Below are 17,522 nucleotides of genomic sequence, written 5' to 3'. Positions count from 1 at the left end.
ACTGCCTGCAGCACCAGGCGGCCGCATCTCAGCATGAATGAGTGAGAGTTGTTAAGCACGATCTTCTCCCAGCGCGATGTCAATGTGCCTCGCCTTGGCGGAGATGCGAAAAGCGCCAGCCCGCCGCCAGGCATGATGCAGAATGTTCGGTGCCGGATCGCACCTCAATCCGGCTCCGCTTCGGGAGCCGGCGCCAGTGTGTAGGTGCCTGCCTTCACCTTTGGCCCGGCCTTGAGCTTTTTGGGCATTTTCGCCTTGATCTTGTCCTTCTTTTCCTTGTTCGTGCCAACGGCATCGGCTTCATAGACAAAGTCGGTCTGTACGCTATGGTCATACCCCTTCAATCCGCCGGGGTCCGCCGGACTTGCCGGCAGATATAGCGGCGGCTGTGCCGCCACCGCGGCGGCCTCTTCAGTCAGTGCGGCGTGGGCGGGCATCGAGACCGGGGAACTGGCAAATAGCACTGCTGTCCCCCACGCAACAAACCGGGTCATGCGTGAGCGCTTCATGGAATGGCTCCTTCTGGCGCGGGCCGTTGGCCCCTGGACGACTCATTGGCCAATGTGGTCGATGTCGCCGATGTGATCGATGTCATGGATGTCGCCGCGTACATGGCCGGCGCGCGGCCATTCAGGCCGCCAAGGGCTGCGTGGCCCGGGGCGTTGCCACAGTGCCGGTCGGGGCCCTGGAGCGGCGCCTGTAACGCAACGACGATGCGCTCGCTGGCGCGGCCATCACCGAATGGGTTATGGGCGCGTGCCATGCGCGCATATTCCTCGGTATCGTTAAGCAATTGCTCCGTAACGGTGATCAGGCGTTCCGGATCCGTGCCCACCAGCCGCGCTGTGCCGGCGGCTACCGCTTCAGGCCGTTCCGTGGAATCACGCGTCACGAGCACCGGCTTGCCCAGCGCGGGGGCCTCCTCCTGAATGCCGCCCGAGTCAGTGATGATCAGATGCGCGGAAGACATCAGGAAGACAAACGGCAGGTATTCCTGGGGCTCGATCAGGTGGATGTTCGGGTGCCCGCTAAGGATTGCCTTGACAGGCGCCTGCACGCGCGGGTTCAGATGCACCGGATAAACGATCTGGATATCGGGATTGCGATCGGCGAGCGTGCGCAGTGCGACGAACAGGCGCTCGAACGGCGTACCGAAGTTCTCGCGCCGATGGCCGGTGACCAGGATCAGCCGCCGCGATTTATCCAGGAAGCCATATTGCGCGGCCAGCCGGTTGCGCATAGCGGCATCGCTATCGAGGCGTTTCTTGATTTGCAGCAGGGCGTCAATGCCCGTGTTGCCGGTGAGGCTGATCCGATCGCGATCGACGCCTTCGCGCAGCAGCGTTTCCTGCGCCTGCAGCGTGGGTGCGAACAGCCAACAGGCCATCACATCGGTCACGCGCCGATTCATTTCTTCAGGCCACGGCGCGCTGAGATTGCCGGTGCGCAGGCCCGCTTCGACGTGTCCCACCGCGACATTGCGATAGAACGCCGCCAGGGTGGCGGCAAGCGTGGTGGTGGTGTCACCATGCACGAGCATCGCGTCAGGGACAAAGCGGTCCAATACCGCATGCACGCCCGTCAGCACACGCGTCGTGATGTCGGACAGAGTCTGGCCCTGGCTAATGATGTTCAGGTCGAAGTCCGGAACGATCTCGAAAAGTCGCAATACCTGGTCGAGCATCTGGCGATGTTGGCCTGTGACGCACACGCGCAAGTCGATGTTCGCCGCCTCCCGCAGCCGATGAATTAATGGCGCCATCTTGATGGCTTCCGGCCTCGTGCCGAAAACGGCGAGCACTTTCTGAGCCATGCCGGTCTCTCCTGAGTGCAAAGCGGGCGTTCCCATTGGGGAGGCGGGACGCCCCTACGACGACTTGCTTTTAGGACCGTCTGCGACCGCTTTCCACGCTGCATGTCGCTTTTCTTCTCGCCCGGTTCGGCTTTTGGCGGCGGTAGCGATTTGGAATAAAAGACAGAGCGATGGTTATGCCAGCCACCGAGGATCGCAGAGATTATTTGGGATTCCAGCAAACCACCCCGCCACACGACGTATGCCGTTGCCTTGAATGGTTGCAACTTTGAAACAGCGGCGAATGGGGTCCACAGACGATTCTCGAAAACTGACAAATGCCACACGGCCAACTTGCACTTTTCCTCGTTAATGTGCTCGGTAGGGCATCCACATGTGACAGGGGCGTGACAATAAAGACTGTATGTCGGTTATGCGTCACATCGATCTGGATATGTACCGAAGAAGCTGGCCACTTCCCGCAAATATGTCTGGCCGATAGCACCCGTTGCACAATCTACGTGAGGCGCCCGCAATTGAGTTTGGCGCGCGTATCCACAAATTGATACTGCAGCTTCACTAGTGTCGCTGACGAGGCAGTTATTTTTACCGTCAGCCGTTATTTTGGATGAGGTTCTCAACCATGTGGTTGAGACGGAACCAGCGGCGCAAATATGTTTCAATATTGATATCGGAATCTATTGCATCCTAATATTCCAAGAGTCTTTCCGTGGCTCCCTATAAATATTGAAAACGATATCGATTTTCAATAATCATCAACTTTGGTCGCGTATCACTTCGATAAATATGCGATGAATGACAATATGCGGCTCAGTGGTTCACTTTTTCGGCAAGCGCGAGCCCGGTATAACGCCATGCCGAAATTAATCTCTAGTTAAGGTATTCCCATCCCTGGGTAGGGGCGACACGATCTCCTACGCTGAAGAGAATGGTGACCCGATGCGCCGCGTACCCGCGGCGGATCGCCGTATTCAGACTGTCACCCAACTATTCAGGAGACCACCATGGCCGCTGACATTCATGTCGTGCCCACACAGGCGGATGGCTGGGCAGTCGAAGTCGAAGGTTCGGCTGGCCCGGCGGAGCTTTTTGAAACCCAGGAGGAAGCCATCAAGGTCGGCACTGAGCGTGCAAGGCGGGACAAGGTCGAGCTGCTGATACACGGCCGCGACGGCCAGATCCGTGAGCGAAATTCCTTCGGCCACGATCCGCGCAACATCAAAGGCTAAGCGCCATGCTGCGCGCGGCGCCCGCGCCGACGCACGTTCAGCATTCCCCGATGCTACTGATCGAGTGCTCGCATTCGGCCGGACACCGCCGTCAAACAGTGGCATCTGCCGCAGGAACGGCAGGCGGGACGCCACCGGCGAGGTGTTTTGTCTAGCGCAAGTTTCGTGCGCAAGTCACCAGCAAGGTCTGCAACAGGGCGACGTTTTCCGCGTCGATACCTTCCAGCATCTCGGCTTCCAGCTTCTTCACTGAATCGTCGCAGCGGACCAGGAGCTTTTGTGCGCTTGCCGTGAGGCTCAAGTTCACGATACGTCCATGCGCGGGATCGGGCTCGCGCACCACCCACCCTTTTGCCTCCATCGTTTTCACGATCTCGTTGGCGGACTGCGGCGACATAAACGATCGCTCAGCCAGCTGCGCATTCGAAAGGCTGCCTCTCGCCTGTAGCACGGACATGGCAGTGAATAGCGGAAGCGTGATGCCGTGCGGTGCCAACGCTTCGGTGAGACGGCGTTTGACGATGCGGTCCGTGCGCCCGATCAGATAAGGCAACCGCGTGGGCGCCAATGGCGGTGCCGCTGCAGGCTCACGAGTTTGCGCCGATGCCGCAGCGGCTTGTCTCGCCGACCTGGTTTTCGTTATCTCTTTTGTCTTGGTAGCCATCGTCCTGCCGGGGGTCTTGGCAAAGTGAATGTTGCTTGTTAGGGGTTTACGCGCACCAATGATAATCTACTTGCTATATCAGGCTACCTGAAATTATATTGATTGCACGATTTCCGTAGGGCTGGCGCAGCATGAACAGGGAGGGATGGAAGCCGAACGCAGGCGATTAGCCGGACCGGCCGCCGGGTCGCGTGATCGCGCGGTCCTGGGCGCACCGGCCGTACGCACGGCGCTTGCTCATCTCCTTGCAGCAGTGGAAGCACTTTACAGCGACGACGGCCAAGCCGTCGTTGCCAGCACCTGGCCCCTGGGCCATGACATAAAACTAAACGGGAGACACCATGCCTCAACCACTTACCGGTGCCGCCTTGCTGGCCACCGCGATCGCGCTCGTCCCTTTGGCGGGATGCGGTGGCAGCGACGACGCCGGCACCCACACTGCATCGACGCCACCCGCCGCTTCGACTCCGGCACCGGTATCGGGATTACCGGTGCTCGGCCCGGCGGTGGGCATGACGTTGTCCGCCACGTGTGAAAGCCTTGCCAGCAAGCTGGCATTCCAGGACACGTCCATTACAGCGGTCACGACAGTTGCCGCAGGCGCGATCAAGACAGGGGCCACTGGCGTGGCAGAGCATTGCCTGATTGTGGGCAATATGAAGGCACGCACGAGTCCTGTCGATGGTAAGGCCTACGCCATGGGCTTCGAAATGCGTCTGCCCAAAGTCTGGAACGGCAGGTTCTACTACCAGGCCAACGGTGGCCTGGATGGCAGCGTCAACCAGGCGCAAGGTGCACTGGGCGGCGGGCCCCAGACCGGCGCGCTTGCGATGGGCTTTGCCGTCATCAGCTCCGATGCCGGGCACAACGGTAGCCAGAATCCCCTGTTTGGGATCGATCCACAAGCCCGGCTGGACTATGGCTATAACACCGTCGCAACACTGACACCGATGGCCAAGGCGTTGATCTCACAGTCCTACGGCAAGGGTCCAGATCGCAGCTACTTTGGCGGATGCTCCAATGGCGGACGCCATGCGATGGTCGCCGCGGCACGCATGGCCAAGGAGTACGACGGCATCGTGGCGGGCGACCCCGGCTTCCATCTGCCGAAGGCCGCCATTGGCGAGGTCTACGGCGCGCAGCAATTGGCGACGGTTTCCACGACGGGCACCGATGGTCTACCCGATATCACCACGGCGCTGTCGGCCGCGGAGCGCGCTTTGATCTCCAGTCGCGTACTGGCGAAGTGCGATGCGCTGGACGGCGCGACAGACGGTATGGTGCAGAACCTCAAGGCATGCCAGTCGCAGTTCAGCCTGAGCAACGACGTGCCGACCTGCGCGGGTACGACCCGTGATGGAACCTGCCTGACCGCTTCGCAGAAGACGGCACTGAGCAACTTGTTCGCCGGCGCACGCAACAGCGCGGGCCAGGCGCTGTACGCCAGCTTCCCGTTTGATGCGGGTATCGGCAGCGCAGGCTGGGCCCAGTGGAAGCAAAGCGCATCGGTCTCGCTCGACCCAGCGGCCTTGGCGTTCGTTTTCACGACGCCGCCGCAGCCAGCGTCGACCGCCAGCGCGCTCAAGGCGTTTGCGCTGAACTTCAGCATGGACACCGACGCGCCGAAGATCTTTGCCAGCGACGGTACGTACACGGAATCGGCCTGGTCATTCATGACGCCACCCGATGAGACCAACTTGTCAGTGCTGAAGAATCGCGGCGCTAAGCTGATCGTGTACCACGGCACCAGCGACCCGGTGTTTTCTTCGAATGACACCACTGACTGGTATGAGCGGCTGATGGCAGCCAACAGCGGTGACGCGGGCGATTTCGCACGCTATTTCCCAATTGCCGGCATGAACCACTGCTCCGGCGGTCCCACTGCCGATCAGTTTGACATCCTGACGCCGCTTGTGACCTGGGTCGAGCAAGGCAAGGCACCGGAGAGTGTCATTGCCACGGCGCGTGGCAGTTCGAACGCAGCACCTAACAGCGACGTTCCGGCAGCTTGGACCACAGGCACCGTTGACCGGACTCGCCCGCTCTGCCCGTATCCGAAGACGGCCCGATACAACGGCACGGGCGACATCAACGACGCAGCCAGCTTCCGCTGCAGCTGACGGCAACGGCCGCAGTGGTACACGCTCGGCCTCCGGGCTGAGCGTGTACCACGGCGCCATCTGCCTGTTTCGCGAGTGCCGGTCGAATCCGTCGCGGATATACGCCATTCGCGCATAACAATGTGCGAGTTTGTTCGTTCCTGGGATGAGCGGTAGCCCCTAGAGTCGGTAGCTTGTTCCCATCCGACTCATGACCCATTGGGCCTTCGCCATGACCGCATCCGAGTTACTTCACGCTGCCGCCTCAGGAACCGACATCGCCAGCCGCCGCCACCGGGCGGTGGCCCAGTTTATCGCCGAGACGCGCCAATTGCTCGGCAATGCCGACGTGACTGACAAGTCCTTGCTGGAGCCGGTGGCGAAGGCGCTGGAAGCGCTGGGCCAGCAGCGGGAGTTATTTCCTGACGCCCACTTTCCGGTGTCGGCCACGAACCCCGCGCAGGTATACAGGCTGGCCGAGGATCTCGACGGCCGGTTTGCGCTGTATGTCTCGGCCGGCCTCCCAGGCAAGGCACAGCCGCCGCACGACCACACCACGTGGGCGATCATTGCCGGTATCACCGGCCGGGAGCGCAACAACTTCTATGTGCGGCAGGCGACGGACGACCCGGCGCGCGACAAGCTGGTCGACATCGGGGAATCCGATGTCGTGGCGGGCTCCTCGGTCACGCTGTTGCCCGACGATGTGCATACCATCGAGCTCCTTGGTGAGGAGAACGGGCTGCATTTGCATTTTTATGGCCTCGCACTGGATCGGCTTGCGGGCCGCGTGGTGTTCGAGAGCAAGGCAGGTGGCAGCTATCGCCACTTCGGGCCGCCGCGCCGGCTGGCGGCGCCGGTAACGGACGTCGCCACGCTGAAGGCTGCGCTGGCGGATGGAGAGGAAATCGCGCTGCTCGACGTGCGCGAGACAGGCGTCCATGCGAAAGGCCATCCGTTGCTGGCGGCTTCCGCGCCACTGTGGCGGCTGGAACTGCTGATCCATCGGCTGGTCCCGAGGCCCGATACGCGCATCGTCCTGCTCGACAGCGGCGACGATGCCGATGCGCTGGCGCACCAGGCCGCGGCAAAGCTGGTGCGGCTTGGCTGGGGCAATGTGTCGGTGCTGCAGGGCGGCGTGGCGGCCTGGGTGGCGTCCGGCAACGAACTGTTCACCGGCAGTAACGTACCGAGCAAGGCCTTTGGCGAGATCATCGAACACGAGAAACACACACCGTGGATCGATGCCGACGAACTGCATCGCCGTATTGAAAAGGGCGAAGACATTGTCGTGGTGGATAGCCGCACCCCGGAAGAGTTCGCAGATTTCAGCCTGCCGTTCGCGCACAGCTTGCCGGGCGCCGAACTGGTCTACCGGATTGGCGAACTGGCGCCGAACCCTGGCACGCTGGTGGTGGTCAATTGCGCAGGCCGCACCCGCAGCATCGTGGGCGCGCAGACGCTGATCGATGCGGGCATTCCCAACCCGGTGGCGTCGCTGAAGGACGGCACCATGGCCTGGCTGCTGTCAGGCCGGACGCTGGCGCACGGGCGCGTGACACCGCTGCCGGAACCGTCGGCTGCCACGCTCGATGTGGTACGAAACCGCGCGGAGAATGTGGCAGCGCAGGCGGGGGTGCGCCGGATCGATGCCGCTGGCCTGCAGCAATTGGAGGCTGCATCGCCGACGCATACCCTCTACCGTTTCGATGTGCGCACGCGCAGCGAGTATGAATCGGGCCATCTGCCCGGCTGGCGCTGGGCGCCCGGCGGCCAACTGGTACAGGCCACCGACGAGTATCTGGCCACGCGTCGTGCCCGCATCGTGCTGGCGGACTTCGACGGCGTGCGCGCGCTGACGACGGCCGCCTGGCTGGCGCAGCTTGGCGGGCATGAGGTGTTCGTCTACGCACCGTCCGCCGATGCGGCGCTCGTGACCGGCCCGGAGCCCGTCCGTGTGCTGGCATCGCGTCCGTCCGCTGCGTCGGTGTCATCACAGCAGGCAGCACAGCAGCTGGGCTCCGGCACGGCAAGGCTGTTCGACGTGGAGCGAAGGTCAGCCTACGAGAAGCGTCACGCGGCGGGAGCCTACTTCGCCGTCCCTGACCGGCTGGAAGGGCTGATCGCCGATATTCCGGCCCAGCACGCCATTCTGATCATCTCTTCCGATGGCGTGCTCGCACGCGTGGTGGCTTCGGAATTGGCCGCGCGTACGGGCCGCGATGTCCGCTACGTGACTGGCGGCACGCAGGCCTGGGCGGCTGCGGGTCTACCGGTGGGCACGGGTGCCGAGCGGGTGCTGACCGATGACGACGATTACTGGTTCAGCCCGTATCAGCATGCCGACGTGGGCCAGCGCAATGCCGGCTTTCAGGCGTATCTCGACTGGGAGGTCAACCTGGTGGAGCAGCTCGGGCGCGAGGGCGATATCGGCTTCCGGTTGATCGGGGCCGCCGGGGCGGCAGGCTGAGCGGAACGGTCGCGACAACCGGTACGACAGGGGGCGTCACGGCCCCCTGTTTCGTTCAGCCGTGCCAGACGGCATGTGCGTACAAGTCCGGCCCGAAATCAGGCGACACCTCGGCAAGCGCGCGGGCCTGGTGCAATGCAAGGTCGGCGGTGAACAGATCCTGGCTCACGCGCGATACGATCCGCGGGATATCACGCCGCATGCTCGGGATATCGCCCAACGGAACGCCCGTGCTGGCATAGCCGGCCGGATTGAACACGTGGATTGCCCCGAGCCATGGCGCGGCACCGCGGTGCTTTTCGGTGTATTCAAGGCCGGAGCCCAGATAGGGCGAAGCGCCAAGCGCGTCATCGCGCTCGCCGGGCAGCGGCTCGTACCGGTCGCGCCAGCGAGCCATCCATGGGGCGATGCTGGCCAGTTCGGCGCGGTCGGCAGGGTCGGTGGTGTATCCCGTGCCGGCGATCACGAAGTCAAACACGAATGTCCGGTCTGCCACATGGGCTTCGACGCTGCCGTCGCGCAGCGTGGCAGCCTGCCACGGCGAGGATAGGTGCAGATGGAAGTTCGCATGGGCGGTGGCGCGCTTCACGGCATCTGCCGGAGGCGTCGAGCCCGCGCGGCGGTAGCGTACCGCGTGCTGCCAACGCTGCGCATCGGACAGGCTGGCGTAGTTCTCGAAAAAGCCGGGGTACATGCGCGGCTTGGCCACGGCCCGGGCCGCAATGTGATCGCGCCGGGAGAACAGCCGTACCGCCTGCGCGCCAGCTTCCAGCGCCACTGCCGCCGCGTCGAAGGCCGAGGCGGCCGCACCGATCACCGCCACGGTCTTGCCGCGTAACGCCGCAAAGTCGATGGCATCGGCCGTATGCGCGGCGAGCCCCGCCTGTACCGCCGCCTGCAGGTAGCCGGGCACGGATGGCGCACCGTTGCCGGCTACGCCGTTGGCCAGGACAAGCTTGCGCGTCGTCTCGACGTGCCTCGCACCGCCGACTTCCAGCGTCAGCCGCAGCGCCTGTACGCCGGCGTCCTCGAACGGTGCGATATCGACGAGGCGCGTGCCGTGGCGAACCTCGATATCGAGGAAGTCGCGGAACCAGTCGAGATAGGCAGCCCAGTCGGCGCGCGCAATGCGGTCTAGTGCCGCGAAGGCCTCGCGGCCGTGGCGGGCCTCGAACCATTGCTGGAAGCCCAGCGCGGTGATGCCGAGTTCCGGTCCTACCAGCGATTTCAGCGTGCGCAGCTTGTGCATGCGTGCGCGGGTAAGCCAGACGCCGGTGCCGGAAGCGTCTGCCGCAGCGTCGATCACGGAAACCCGGCCGATGCCCGCCCGCCGCAGTGCATGGGCGATGGCAGTGCCGCCCTGGCCGCCCCCGACGACCACGACGTTATGGTCGATGCCGTCGCGTTGGGGCACCCAGTTGTCGGGAGCCGGGCCCAGTAGCCGCAGCGTGTCCCGCGCGAATTGGTCGATGTCGCTCATGTCAATCCTAGGCAATGGTCCGTTGGAAGGCTTGGTGCAGATCCGCGATCAGGTCGCGTGGGTCCTCCAGGCCGACATGCAGGCGGATGACCGGCGCGTCGTCCCCATGTTCCTGCCAGCTACGGGACGCATTGAGCCGTTCGGGGGGCGCCACCAGCGCCAGGCTCTCGTAGCCGCCCCACGAGGCGCCGATCGAAAATAGCCGCAGGGTGTTGACCAGCCGGCCGGCTGCGGTGTGGTCGCGGGTGCGCAGGGCAAATGACACCAGCCCGCTGGCACCCGTGAAATCGCGCTTCCACAGCGTGTGACCGGGGTCGTCGGGCAGCGCGGGATAGAAGGTGCGGGACACCAGCGGCTGCTGCTGCAGCCATTGCGCCACCTCCGTCGCGTTGCGCTGGTGCTGCGCCAGCCGTACGGGCAGCGTGCGGAGCCCGCGCAGCGCCAGATAGGCGTCGTCGGCACCGACGGTGAGGCCCAGCGCCTCGTGTGCGGTCGCGATGCGCTCCGCCAGCGCCGGGCTGTCCACCACGACGGCGCCCTGCATGACGTCGGAATGGCCTGCGATGTACTTGGTCGCCGCCTGGATCGAAAGATTGGCGCCGAGGCGCAAAGGCTGCAGGAACCAGCCGCCGCTCCATGTGTTGTCGATGGCGACCGGCACGCCTTTGGCGCGTGCAATGGCCGTCAGCGCGGGCAAGTCGAGAACATCGAACAGCAGGGAGCCCGGCGACTCCAGATACACGAGCCGTGTGGTGGAGCGAATCAGCGCATCGAGGTCGTCATGTGCGGGCGAGAAATACTGGATTTCCACGCCAAGCCGCTGCAACAGCGTCTGGTCGACCCGGCGAAGCGGCGCATAGACCGTGTCGGAAACCAGCGCGTGGTCGCCGGGGCCGAGCAGCGCCAGCAGCACCAGTGTGATGGCCGACAGCCCGGAGGGCGCCAGAAAGGCACGATGCCCGCCTTCCAGGGTGCATAACGCGTCTTCCAGCGCCTCATGGGTGTCGAGGCCGTGACGCCCATACGTGGCAATCCGCTCGCCATGCGAGCGGCGGTGATGGCGGTCGGCCAGCGTCTCGACGTTCTCGAAACGGACGGTGCTGGTGCGCACCACGGGAACGTTGACGGGGCCGGCGCCATCGTGCAGTCGTGGCGCGCCGGCATGCAGCAGCCGTGTGTGGATGCCGTCCGTGGGATTCTCGCTCATGGAATGGTCCTGGTCAGCCTTGGGTGGGTGCGGGTGCCGGTGCGAACGCGGCGTTGAATTCGGCGGGCAGGCGCGGAATGGCGCCCAGCGCCCGGCGCAGGAAGGCGCGCGTGCGCTCGTGGCTGGGGTTGCCGAAGATCTGCTCGGGCGGCCCATGCTCGACGATTCGGCCGGCTTCGGTGAAGTAGATGTGATCGCTGATCTCGGCGGCAAAGCGCATCTCGTGGGTCACCAGCACGCAGGTCATGCCGTCTTCCACGAGTTCGCGGATCACGGTCAGCACTTCGCCGACGGTTTCGGGATCGAGCGCCGACGTCACCTCGTCGAACAGGATCAGCTCGGGCCGCATCGCCAGGGCCCGGGCAATCGCCACGCGTTGCTGCTGACCGCCCGACAGTTCGCCCGGATACGCGTGCGCCTTGTCGGCCAGCCGCACTTTGCCCAGCAGCGCATGCGCTTCCTGCTCGGCCTCACGCCGGCTGCGGCCGATTACCCGGGTGGGGGCGATCACCAGGTTCTCCAGTACGGTCAGGTGCGGAAACAGGTTGTACTGCTGGAAGACAAAGCCCACGCGCTTGCGCAGGGCAATCAGTTCGTCTTCGGTGCGTAGCGCTTCCACGGCGGTGTCGCCAACGCGGATCTGCCCCTGTTGCGGTCGGAGCAGCCCGGTGATGCAGCGCAGGATCGTGCTCTTGCCAGAACCGGATGGCCCGATGATGGTCACGGCCTCGCCGCGCCGCACCTCGACATCGATACCCTTGAGCACGGTGTTGTCGCCGAAGGTCAGGTGCACGTCGTGCAGTGCGACGAGCGGTCTGGCGGGCGAGTCGACGGACGCCTGCGGCTGGTGGTTGCGCAGAAAGGAATCAGTGGCGGTCATGACGACGCTCCAGCGCACGCGTGGCGCGCGCGATCGGATAGCAATAGGCAAAGAACAGGGCCAGCAGCGTGAAATAGACCAGCACCGTGAAGTCGGTGCGGGCCACGGTATTGCTGGCCACCTGGGCGGTATCGACCACGTCGTGCACGCCAACCAGCGAGGCCAGCGACGTGCTCATGGTGATGCTGGCGTAAAGGTTCATCCACGGCGGCAACATGCGCCGCACACACTGCGGGAGCACGATCAGCCGGAAAATCTGGCTGCGCCGGAACGCCAGCGACTGGGCAGCTTCCCATTGCGCGCTTGGAATCGACTGGATCGCGCCCCGGAATATCTCTGCCACGTTGGCGCTGGCTGGCAGGGCAAGCCCCAGTACGACCTTGATCCAGTCGGGAAACGGCACCGTCCACTGGCCAATGTGAAGCTCGAACGGAAACACATAGGTGGTGAAGTACACCAGCACCAGGATCGGGGCGTTGCGGAACGCCTGCACCCATAGTCGTGCCAGGTGGCGTATCCCGCGATGGGTGGACAGGGACAGCGCGCCGATCACCAGGCCGGCGAATGTGCCAAGCGCCATCGCCAGGACGCTGATTTCGATGTTTGCCCACATGCCACGCAGCAGCGCCGGCGACCACGTCCACAGGTTGCGGAACGCGGCCGGCGTGCTGCCTGTGGCGTTCCAGAAGCCGACGACGGCCAGCACGCACAACGCAGCCAGCACCCAGGGGCTGGCAAGGACATGCCTGACGGAGGGCGGCGCGGCGCGCGAGGGCAGGGCAAGCGGGTTACTGGCCATAGCCGGGCATCCTCAAACGCAGTTCCAGCCAGCGGCCCGTGCGGCTGACCAGCCAGGTCAGCGCGCCGAAAAACGCCAGGATCAACAAGAGCAATTCCAGCACGTTGTCGCGCTGGGTCCAGATCATGATCGATTCATACGTGACATCGCCCACGGCGATGGCCGACGCGACGGCCGTCATCTTGACAAGATCGACGAGGTTGTTGACCAGCGCCGGCAGCGCGAAACGGACGGCCAGCGGCAGTTCCACCTGCAGCAGCAGTTGCCGCCGCGAGAATCCCAGCGAGCGTGCGGCCTCCAGCGTGACGCGCGGGACGGCCTCGATGCCGGCGCGCAGGGCCTCGGCATGAAACACCGCCTTGTGCAGCGACACGACGGCCACCACCCAGAAGAATGGCGTCAGCGGGTTGCTGCTGCCCAGGCTGCTCAGATGCTGGGTGATCAGCATGTTCAGCACGAGAAAGCCGCAATAGAGCTGCACCAGCGTGGGCGTGTTGCGGGTCAGCTCGACGAATGCGCGTGCTGGCGTAGCCAGCGCCTTGTTGCCGGAGGTGAGCATGGCCGCCAGCGCGGCGCCGGCCAGCAGGCTGCAAGTAATCGTCAGCACGCACAGTTGCAGCGTGACGACCAGTCCATGCAGGAACGCAGTGCGCTCGGTAGTGTCCAGAACGAAGGCGTAGTTCAGGCCCAGCGGCTTCAGCGCGGCGATTCCGGAAACGATCCAGGCGTCGATCATGGGTGCGCCTCCGCCGACGCGGGGCTGAGTGTGGCGACGGCCTGCGCAATGCGCTGCAACGCCGCTTCAAGCACGTTGTCCGCAGCGGCGAACGACAGGCGGAAGTACGGTGACAGCCCGTAGGCGGCGCCTTCCACCACCGCAACGCCCGCGCTGTCCAGCAGCCAGTCCACCACATCGCTGTCGGTTGCCAGCACCTGGCCGTCGGGCCGTACCAGTCCGATCAGTCCGCCGCAGTGGATGTAGGCGAAGAAGGACCCGTCGGGCGGTAGCAGGCGCAGCCCGGGAACGCGGTTGATCGCCGCGACGGTCAACGTGGCCCGGCGCGCATAGGCGTCGCGGGCCTGATCGACGAAAGCCCGGTCGTTGGCCAGCAGCGCCGCTGCGGCGGCGGCCTGCCCGATCGAATTGGCACCTGACGAGACCTGCGACTGGATTGCTGTCATCGCCTGCACCAGTTCGGCCGGTGCGATGCCCCAGCCGATGCGCCAGCCGGTCATTGCATAGGTCTTCGATGCGCCGTTGAGGATCAGCGATCTGCCGCGCAGGTCCGGTGCCAGCGCCAGCCAGTGCCGCGCCGGCGGGACGAAGCGGATCAGGTCGTAGATCTCGTCGAGCAGGACCAGTACCTGCGGATGCGCGCGCAGTACCTTGGCCAGCGACAGCAGTTCGTCCTGCGTGTACACCGCGCCGGTGGGATTGGACGGCGAGTTCAGGATGACCCAGCGCGTACGCGGCGTGATCGCGGACGCCAGTGCGCCGGCCGTCAGTTTGAAACCGCTCTGCTGGTCGCACGGCACGATGACGGGACTGCCGTCGTTGACGCGCACGATGTCCGGAAACGAAGACCAGTAGGGTGCGGGCACAATGACTTCGTCGCCGGCATCGAGCGTGGCCGCGAATGCGTTGAAGATCACCTGCTTGCCGCCGCTGCCGATAAACACTTCGGCCGGCGCGACGCCGATGGCATGGTCCGCGTTGAAGCGTTCGGCTACCGCGCGACGCAGCACTTCGGTGCCCGGCGTCGGTGTATAGCGTGTTTCCCCGCGCGCCATGGCCGCGATGGCCGCCTCCTGGATGGCAGGCGGCGTGTCGAATTCGGGTTCGCCGGCGGTGAGCGTCAGCACGTCACGACCTTGGCGGATCAGCGCGGCGGCACGCTGCCCGGCGGCGGCAATCGGCGACAAGCGCACGCGGCGGGCACGCTGGGACAGCGTGATGGATGGTGTGGTCATGGCTTCCGGCTCTCCGTGAAGACGGCGAAGTCCTGTGGTGCCACGTCGAACTTGCCCTGTTTGGCGCGATCGCGTGCGGGCCGGATGTAGGCCCCGTCCGGCACGCCGAACTTGCTGGCCTGGCTGAGCAGGAAGCCCGTGCGATGCCAGTCGCGGATCGCCGTGTCGACGAATGCCACCGTGTCCTGCTCGCCGCGACGCGTCCATACGACGGTTGGCGACGGGATCAACTGGTCGTCGGTGGCCAGCGTGAACGCGGTCCATTCAGCCTTGTTCGGTCCGTTCAGCGTCTGGTACAGCGCCGGCTGGATATGCACCGATGCCGCGCACGTGCCGCCCTTGAGCGCCAGCAACGATTCCGGGATGCCACGCAGGCCCTTGACGATGGCGCCGTACCGCTCGGCCAGCGGCTTGGCGAAGTTGCTGCCCTGGGAGACGCAGGCCACCTTGCCGCGCAGGTCTTCCCAGCGTTGGATGCCGCTTTGCCTGGACACCATGGCAGCGCCGCCGACCAGGTCGTAAGGCGTCGGGGCGAAGCTCAGGATCTCGCTGCGCTCCTGCGTCCATTGAATGTTTGCCACCAGCAGGTCGACCTTGCCCGCCTGCAGGAACTGCACACGCGTGGAAGCCGTCACCGGCACGGTTTCCAGTTGCACGCCAAGGCGGCGCGCCAGGTCGGCCGCCAGTTCCGTCTGGTAGCCGCCAGTCTTTCCGGTAGCGGTATCGAGGATGCCGAACGGCGGGCTGGGGCCGTCGATGCCAACCGACAGCTTGCCGCGCTGGCGAATCTTGTCGAGCGTGGCGTCGGCCCAGGCCGTATGGGCCGTGGCGAACCCGGCCAGCAGCAGGGCGGCCGATACGAGGTACTTGTTCATCGCGCGCCGGCCCTCAGCCCTTGAATTTTGCCTGCAGTTCGGGCAGCACCGGCTGTGGCGGCGTGATGCCCAGCCGCTTTTCGGTGCCGATCAACCAGCCGGTGCGGTGCCATTCCTGCACCACCTTGTCCACGGCGGCCACCGTATCCGTTTCACCCTTGCGGGCCCAGACCACCGACGGCGCTGGCAGGATCTCGGTTGTGATCGGAGCGGCATAGGTGGCCCACTCGGCATTGGAGCGCAGCAGCGGATGGATCAACGTGGCGTCATGCACGGCCGCCACGCATTGGCCGCCGCGCAATGCCAGCAGGGATTCGGATGCCGTCTTGAAGCCACGCACCTGCGCGCCATACTGCTCCTGCAGAGGCTTCACGAAGCTGCTGCCCTGCGACGCGCATACGGTCTTGCCGCGCAGGTCTTCCCACTGATGGATGCCGCTGGTCTTGAGCACTGCCGCGGTGCCGCCGACGCGGTAGAACGGCGTGGGTGCGTAGGACAGCAGTTCGCCACGATCGGGGTTGTATTCCATCGAGGCAATCAGCAGGTCCACCTTGCCAGCTTGCAGGAACTGCACGCGGTTGGAGGGGTTGACCTGGACGAGTTCGGCTTCCACTCCGAGGCGTTTGGCGAGGTCACGGGCGAGTTCGGGGTTCCAGCCGACCAGTTGCTGGGTGGCCGGATCGATCGATCCAAATGGGCCGCCGTTGACCAGCACGCCGATGGCAACCTTGCCGCGCTGCTTGATCTTGTCGAGCGTGGCGTCGGCGCGTGCCGGCTGCGTGGCGATGAGTGTGAGTGCGAGCGCGGCAATGGCGCGCAGGGTGTAGGCGGATGTCATGGGGCAGGTGAAGTTGGCGCCAGGCAGCCGATGCCCTGAAAGGGTATGGCTGCACGGCAAGGGCAGTTTTGCCGTGGAAAGAGTTGGGGGCGTCTCGCTGCAGCTAGTTCAGCTTGATGCCCGCCGAGGCGATGACCGCCGCGTAACGCGGCAGGTCTTTCGATAGGGTGTCGTCGAGTGCCTGCGCCGATGACGCCACCACGACGAAGCCGGCGTCTTCGAGTTGCTGTCGGGTGCCCGGCTGCGCCAGCACGGCCGTGGCATCGCGGCTGATACGCTCCACCACGTCGGTTGGCGTACCGGCCGGGGCCAGCAGGCCCTGCCAGCTTTCGACGGCGAAGCCGGACGCGCCGGACTCGGCCATGGTCGGCACTTGCGGCAGCGCCTTCGAACGATAGGGCGTGGTGACGGCCAGTGCAGTCAGGCGGCCGTTGCGCACATAGTCGGTGACTGCGGCCAGCGTGATCAGCGTGCCATCGATATGGCCGCCCAGCAGGTCAAGCGTCGCGGGACCACCGCCGGGATAGGGAATGTAGTTGACCTCGATGCCGAGCTGACGCGACAGCATTTCATGCGCGACATGGGCGATACCGCCATTGCCGGGCAGTCCCAGCGCAATCTCGCCTGGCTTGCGCTTTGCGAGGGCCAGGTATTCGCCAAAGGTCTTCACGCCCAGATCGGGCCTGACCACCAGCACCTGTGGACTGACCACGGCCTTGGTTACCCCACGGAATGCATGGCGCGTATCGTAGGGCAGTCGCTTGAACAGCGACGCATTCAGCGTCACGCCTTCGCCGCCGAGCAGCAGCGTATAGCCATCCGGCGTGGCGCGGGCCACCTGGCCTGCGCCAATCGTGCCGCTTGCGCCCGACACGTTCTCGACGACCACGCTTTGGTGCCACCGCTCGCTGAGCTTCTGGGCCAGCGTGCGGGCCAGCTTGTCCGCGCTGCCGCCGGCGGCCACCGGCACGATGATGCGCACGGTCCGGTTCGGGAATCCATCGACCGGCGTGTTGGCGATGGACGGCGTGGCGCAGGTGGCGTAGGCAAAGGCGGCCAGGGCGAGTTTCAACGAGTCGAGCAGTCTGCGGCGCAGCATGATGGATGCAGGTATGAGTCCGGACACGCCTGCCGACACGATGTCGGCAGGAATCGCGCAATGTCGCGGATCAGTCAGCTTATGGAGTGCAGCGCCCG

15 protein-coding genes are annotated in these 17,522 nt (G+C 64.8%); 3 read left to right on the top strand and 12 right to left on the bottom strand.

Features of this window, described 5'->3' with window-relative positions; translation table 11 throughout:
• Nucleotides 1–164 precede the first annotated feature (164 nt).
• A complete protein-coding gene (locus AC3FJ6_RS12820) occupies nt 165–509 on the bottom strand; it encodes a hypothetical protein (protein WP_488772219.1) in 345 nt (114 codons plus the stop codon).
• The gene (wecB, locus tag AC3FJ6_RS12815; protein WP_488772218.1) at nt 506–1,813 is read right to left on the bottom strand and encodes a non-hydrolyzing UDP-N-acetylglucosamine 2-epimerase; all 1,308 of its coding nucleotides are present in this window, start codon (nt 1,811–1,813) and stop codon (nt 506–508) included. Before wecB ends, AC3FJ6_RS12820 begins: the two co-directional genes overlap by 4 nt.
• Before the next feature lie 1,004 nt (nt 1,814–2,817).
• On the opposite strand from wecB, the gene AC3FJ6_RS12810 reads away from it, so the two are divergent.
• Nucleotides 2,818–3,042, top strand: a complete 225-nt coding sequence (locus AC3FJ6_RS12810) for a DUF2188 domain-containing protein (protein WP_488772217.1) — start codon at nt 2,818–2,820, stop codon at nt 3,040–3,042.
• 151 nt (nt 3,043–3,193) lie between these two features.
• Here AC3FJ6_RS12810 and AC3FJ6_RS12805 read toward each other — a convergent pair whose 3' ends face one another.
• Nucleotides 3,194–3,706 carry a MarR family winged helix-turn-helix transcriptional regulator gene (locus AC3FJ6_RS12805; protein ID WP_488772216.1) on the bottom strand — a complete coding sequence of 171 codons (513 nt, stop codon included), beginning with the start codon at nt 3,704–3,706 and terminating at the stop codon, nt 3,194–3,196.
• A gap of 341 nt (nt 3,707–4,047) precedes the next feature.
• Between AC3FJ6_RS12805 and AC3FJ6_RS12800 the strand changes: the two genes are divergently transcribed.
• Entirely contained in the window at nt 4,048–5,826 is a 1,779-nt protein-coding gene (locus AC3FJ6_RS12800) for a tannase/feruloyl esterase family alpha/beta hydrolase (protein ID WP_488772215.1), read from the top strand.
• Between the two features lie 211 nt (nt 5,827–6,037).
• A complete protein-coding gene (locus AC3FJ6_RS12795; protein ID WP_488772213.1) occupies nt 6,038–8,275 on the top strand; it encodes a rhodanese-like domain-containing protein in 2,238 nt (745 codons plus the stop codon).
• Between the two features lie 55 nt (nt 8,276–8,330).
• Here AC3FJ6_RS12795 and AC3FJ6_RS12790 read toward each other — a convergent pair whose 3' ends face one another.
• The 9 genes from AC3FJ6_RS12790 to AC3FJ6_RS12750 all read right to left on the bottom strand — a co-directional run bounded on the left by AC3FJ6_RS12790 (nt 8,331) and on the right by AC3FJ6_RS12750 (nt 17,424).
• A complete protein-coding gene (locus tag AC3FJ6_RS12790) occupies nt 8,331–9,755 on the bottom strand; it encodes an FAD-dependent oxidoreductase (protein ID WP_488772212.1) in 1,425 nt (474 codons plus the stop codon).
• 7 nt (nt 9,756–9,762) lie between these two features.
• Nucleotides 9,763–10,962 (bottom strand): cystathionine beta-lyase, encoded by a 1,200-nt coding sequence (gene metC / locus AC3FJ6_RS12785; RefSeq protein WP_488772211.1) that lies wholly within the window; start codon nt 10,960–10,962, stop codon nt 9,763–9,765.
• A 13-nt stretch (nt 10,963–10,975) separates the two neighbouring features.
• Nucleotides 10,976–11,842, bottom strand: coding sequence for an amino acid ABC transporter ATP-binding protein (locus AC3FJ6_RS12780; RefSeq protein ID WP_488772209.1), 867 nt, complete (start codon nt 11,840–11,842; stop codon nt 10,976–10,978).
• Nucleotides 11,829–12,641, bottom strand: a complete 813-nt coding sequence (locus tag AC3FJ6_RS12775) for an amino acid ABC transporter permease (RefSeq protein WP_488772208.1) — start codon at nt 12,639–12,641, stop codon at nt 11,829–11,831. Before AC3FJ6_RS12775 ends, AC3FJ6_RS12780 begins: the two co-directional genes overlap by 14 nt.
• Nucleotides 12,631–13,377 (bottom strand): amino acid ABC transporter permease, encoded by a 747-nt coding sequence (locus AC3FJ6_RS12770; RefSeq protein WP_488772207.1) that lies wholly within the window; start codon nt 13,375–13,377, stop codon nt 12,631–12,633. Before AC3FJ6_RS12770 ends, AC3FJ6_RS12775 begins: the two co-directional genes overlap by 11 nt.
• Nucleotides 13,374–14,612, bottom strand: coding sequence for an aminotransferase class I/II-fold pyridoxal phosphate-dependent enzyme (locus AC3FJ6_RS12765; protein WP_488772205.1), 1,239 nt, complete (start codon nt 14,610–14,612; stop codon nt 13,374–13,376). The genes AC3FJ6_RS12770 and AC3FJ6_RS12765 overlap by 4 nt, the downstream gene beginning before the upstream one ends.
• Nucleotides 14,609–15,487, bottom strand: coding sequence for a transporter substrate-binding domain-containing protein (locus tag AC3FJ6_RS12760; RefSeq protein ID WP_488772204.1), 879 nt, complete (start codon nt 15,485–15,487; stop codon nt 14,609–14,611). Before AC3FJ6_RS12760 ends, AC3FJ6_RS12765 begins: the two co-directional genes overlap by 4 nt.
• A gap of 13 nt (nt 15,488–15,500) precedes the next feature.
• A complete protein-coding gene (locus AC3FJ6_RS12755; RefSeq protein WP_488772203.1) occupies nt 15,501–16,325 on the bottom strand; it encodes a transporter substrate-binding domain-containing protein in 825 nt (274 codons plus the stop codon).
• A 103-nt stretch (nt 16,326–16,428) separates the two neighbouring features.
• Nucleotides 16,429–17,424, bottom strand: coding sequence for a tripartite tricarboxylate transporter substrate binding protein (locus tag AC3FJ6_RS12750; RefSeq protein ID WP_488772202.1), 996 nt, complete (start codon nt 17,422–17,424; stop codon nt 16,429–16,431).
• Between the last annotated feature and the right edge of the window lie 98 nt (nt 17,425–17,522).

This window comes from Cupriavidus sp. 94F1, from assembly GCF_057798875.1.
The sequence above is the reverse complement of the archived record's forward strand: the minus strand, read 5'-3'. Positions and strand labels throughout refer to the sequence as shown.

Coding starts and splice junctions, on each gene's coding strand:
- AC3FJ6_RS12820 (WP_488772219.1), bottom strand. CDS start 509: ATGAAGCGCTCACGCATGACCCGGTTTGTTGCGTGGGGGACAGCAGTG.
- wecB (WP_488772218.1), bottom strand. CDS start 1,813: ATGGCTCAGAAAGTGCTCGCCGTTTTCGGCACGAGGCCGGAAGCCATC.
- AC3FJ6_RS12810 (WP_488772217.1), top strand. CDS start 2,818: ATGGCCGCTGACATTCATGTCGTGCCCACACAGGCGGATGGCTGGGCA.
- AC3FJ6_RS12805 (WP_488772216.1), bottom strand. CDS start 3,706: ATGGCTACCAAGACAAAAGAGATAACGAAAACCAGGTCGGCGAGACAA.
- AC3FJ6_RS12800 (WP_488772215.1), top strand. CDS start 4,048: ATGCCTCAACCACTTACCGGTGCCGCCTTGCTGGCCACCGCGATCGCG.
- AC3FJ6_RS12795 (WP_488772213.1), top strand. CDS start 6,038: ATGACCGCATCCGAGTTACTTCACGCTGCCGCCTCAGGAACCGACATC.
- AC3FJ6_RS12790 (WP_488772212.1), bottom strand. CDS start 9,755: ATGAGCGACATCGACCAATTCGCGCGGGACACGCTGCGGCTACTGGGC.
- metC (WP_488772211.1), bottom strand. CDS start 10,962: ATGAGCGAGAATCCCACGGACGGCATCCACACACGGCTGCTGCATGCC.
- AC3FJ6_RS12780 (WP_488772209.1), bottom strand. CDS start 11,842: ATGACCGCCACTGATTCCTTTCTGCGCAACCACCAGCCGCAGGCGTCC.
- AC3FJ6_RS12775 (WP_488772208.1), bottom strand. CDS start 12,641: ATGGCCAGTAACCCGCTTGCCCTGCCCTCGCGCGCCGCGCCGCCCTCC.
- AC3FJ6_RS12770 (WP_488772207.1), bottom strand. CDS start 13,377: ATGATCGACGCCTGGATCGTTTCCGGAATCGCCGCGCTGAAGCCGCTG.
- AC3FJ6_RS12765 (WP_488772205.1), bottom strand. CDS start 14,612: ATGACCACACCATCCATCACGCTGTCCCAGCGTGCCCGCCGCGTGCGC.
- AC3FJ6_RS12760 (WP_488772204.1), bottom strand. CDS start 15,487: ATGAACAAGTACCTCGTATCGGCCGCCCTGCTGCTGGCCGGGTTCGCC.
- AC3FJ6_RS12755 (WP_488772203.1), bottom strand. CDS start 16,325: ATGACATCCGCCTACACCCTGCGCGCCATTGCCGCGCTCGCACTCACA.
- AC3FJ6_RS12750 (WP_488772202.1), bottom strand. CDS start 17,424: ATGCTGCGCCGCAGACTGCTCGACTCGTTGAAACTCGCCCTGGCCGCC.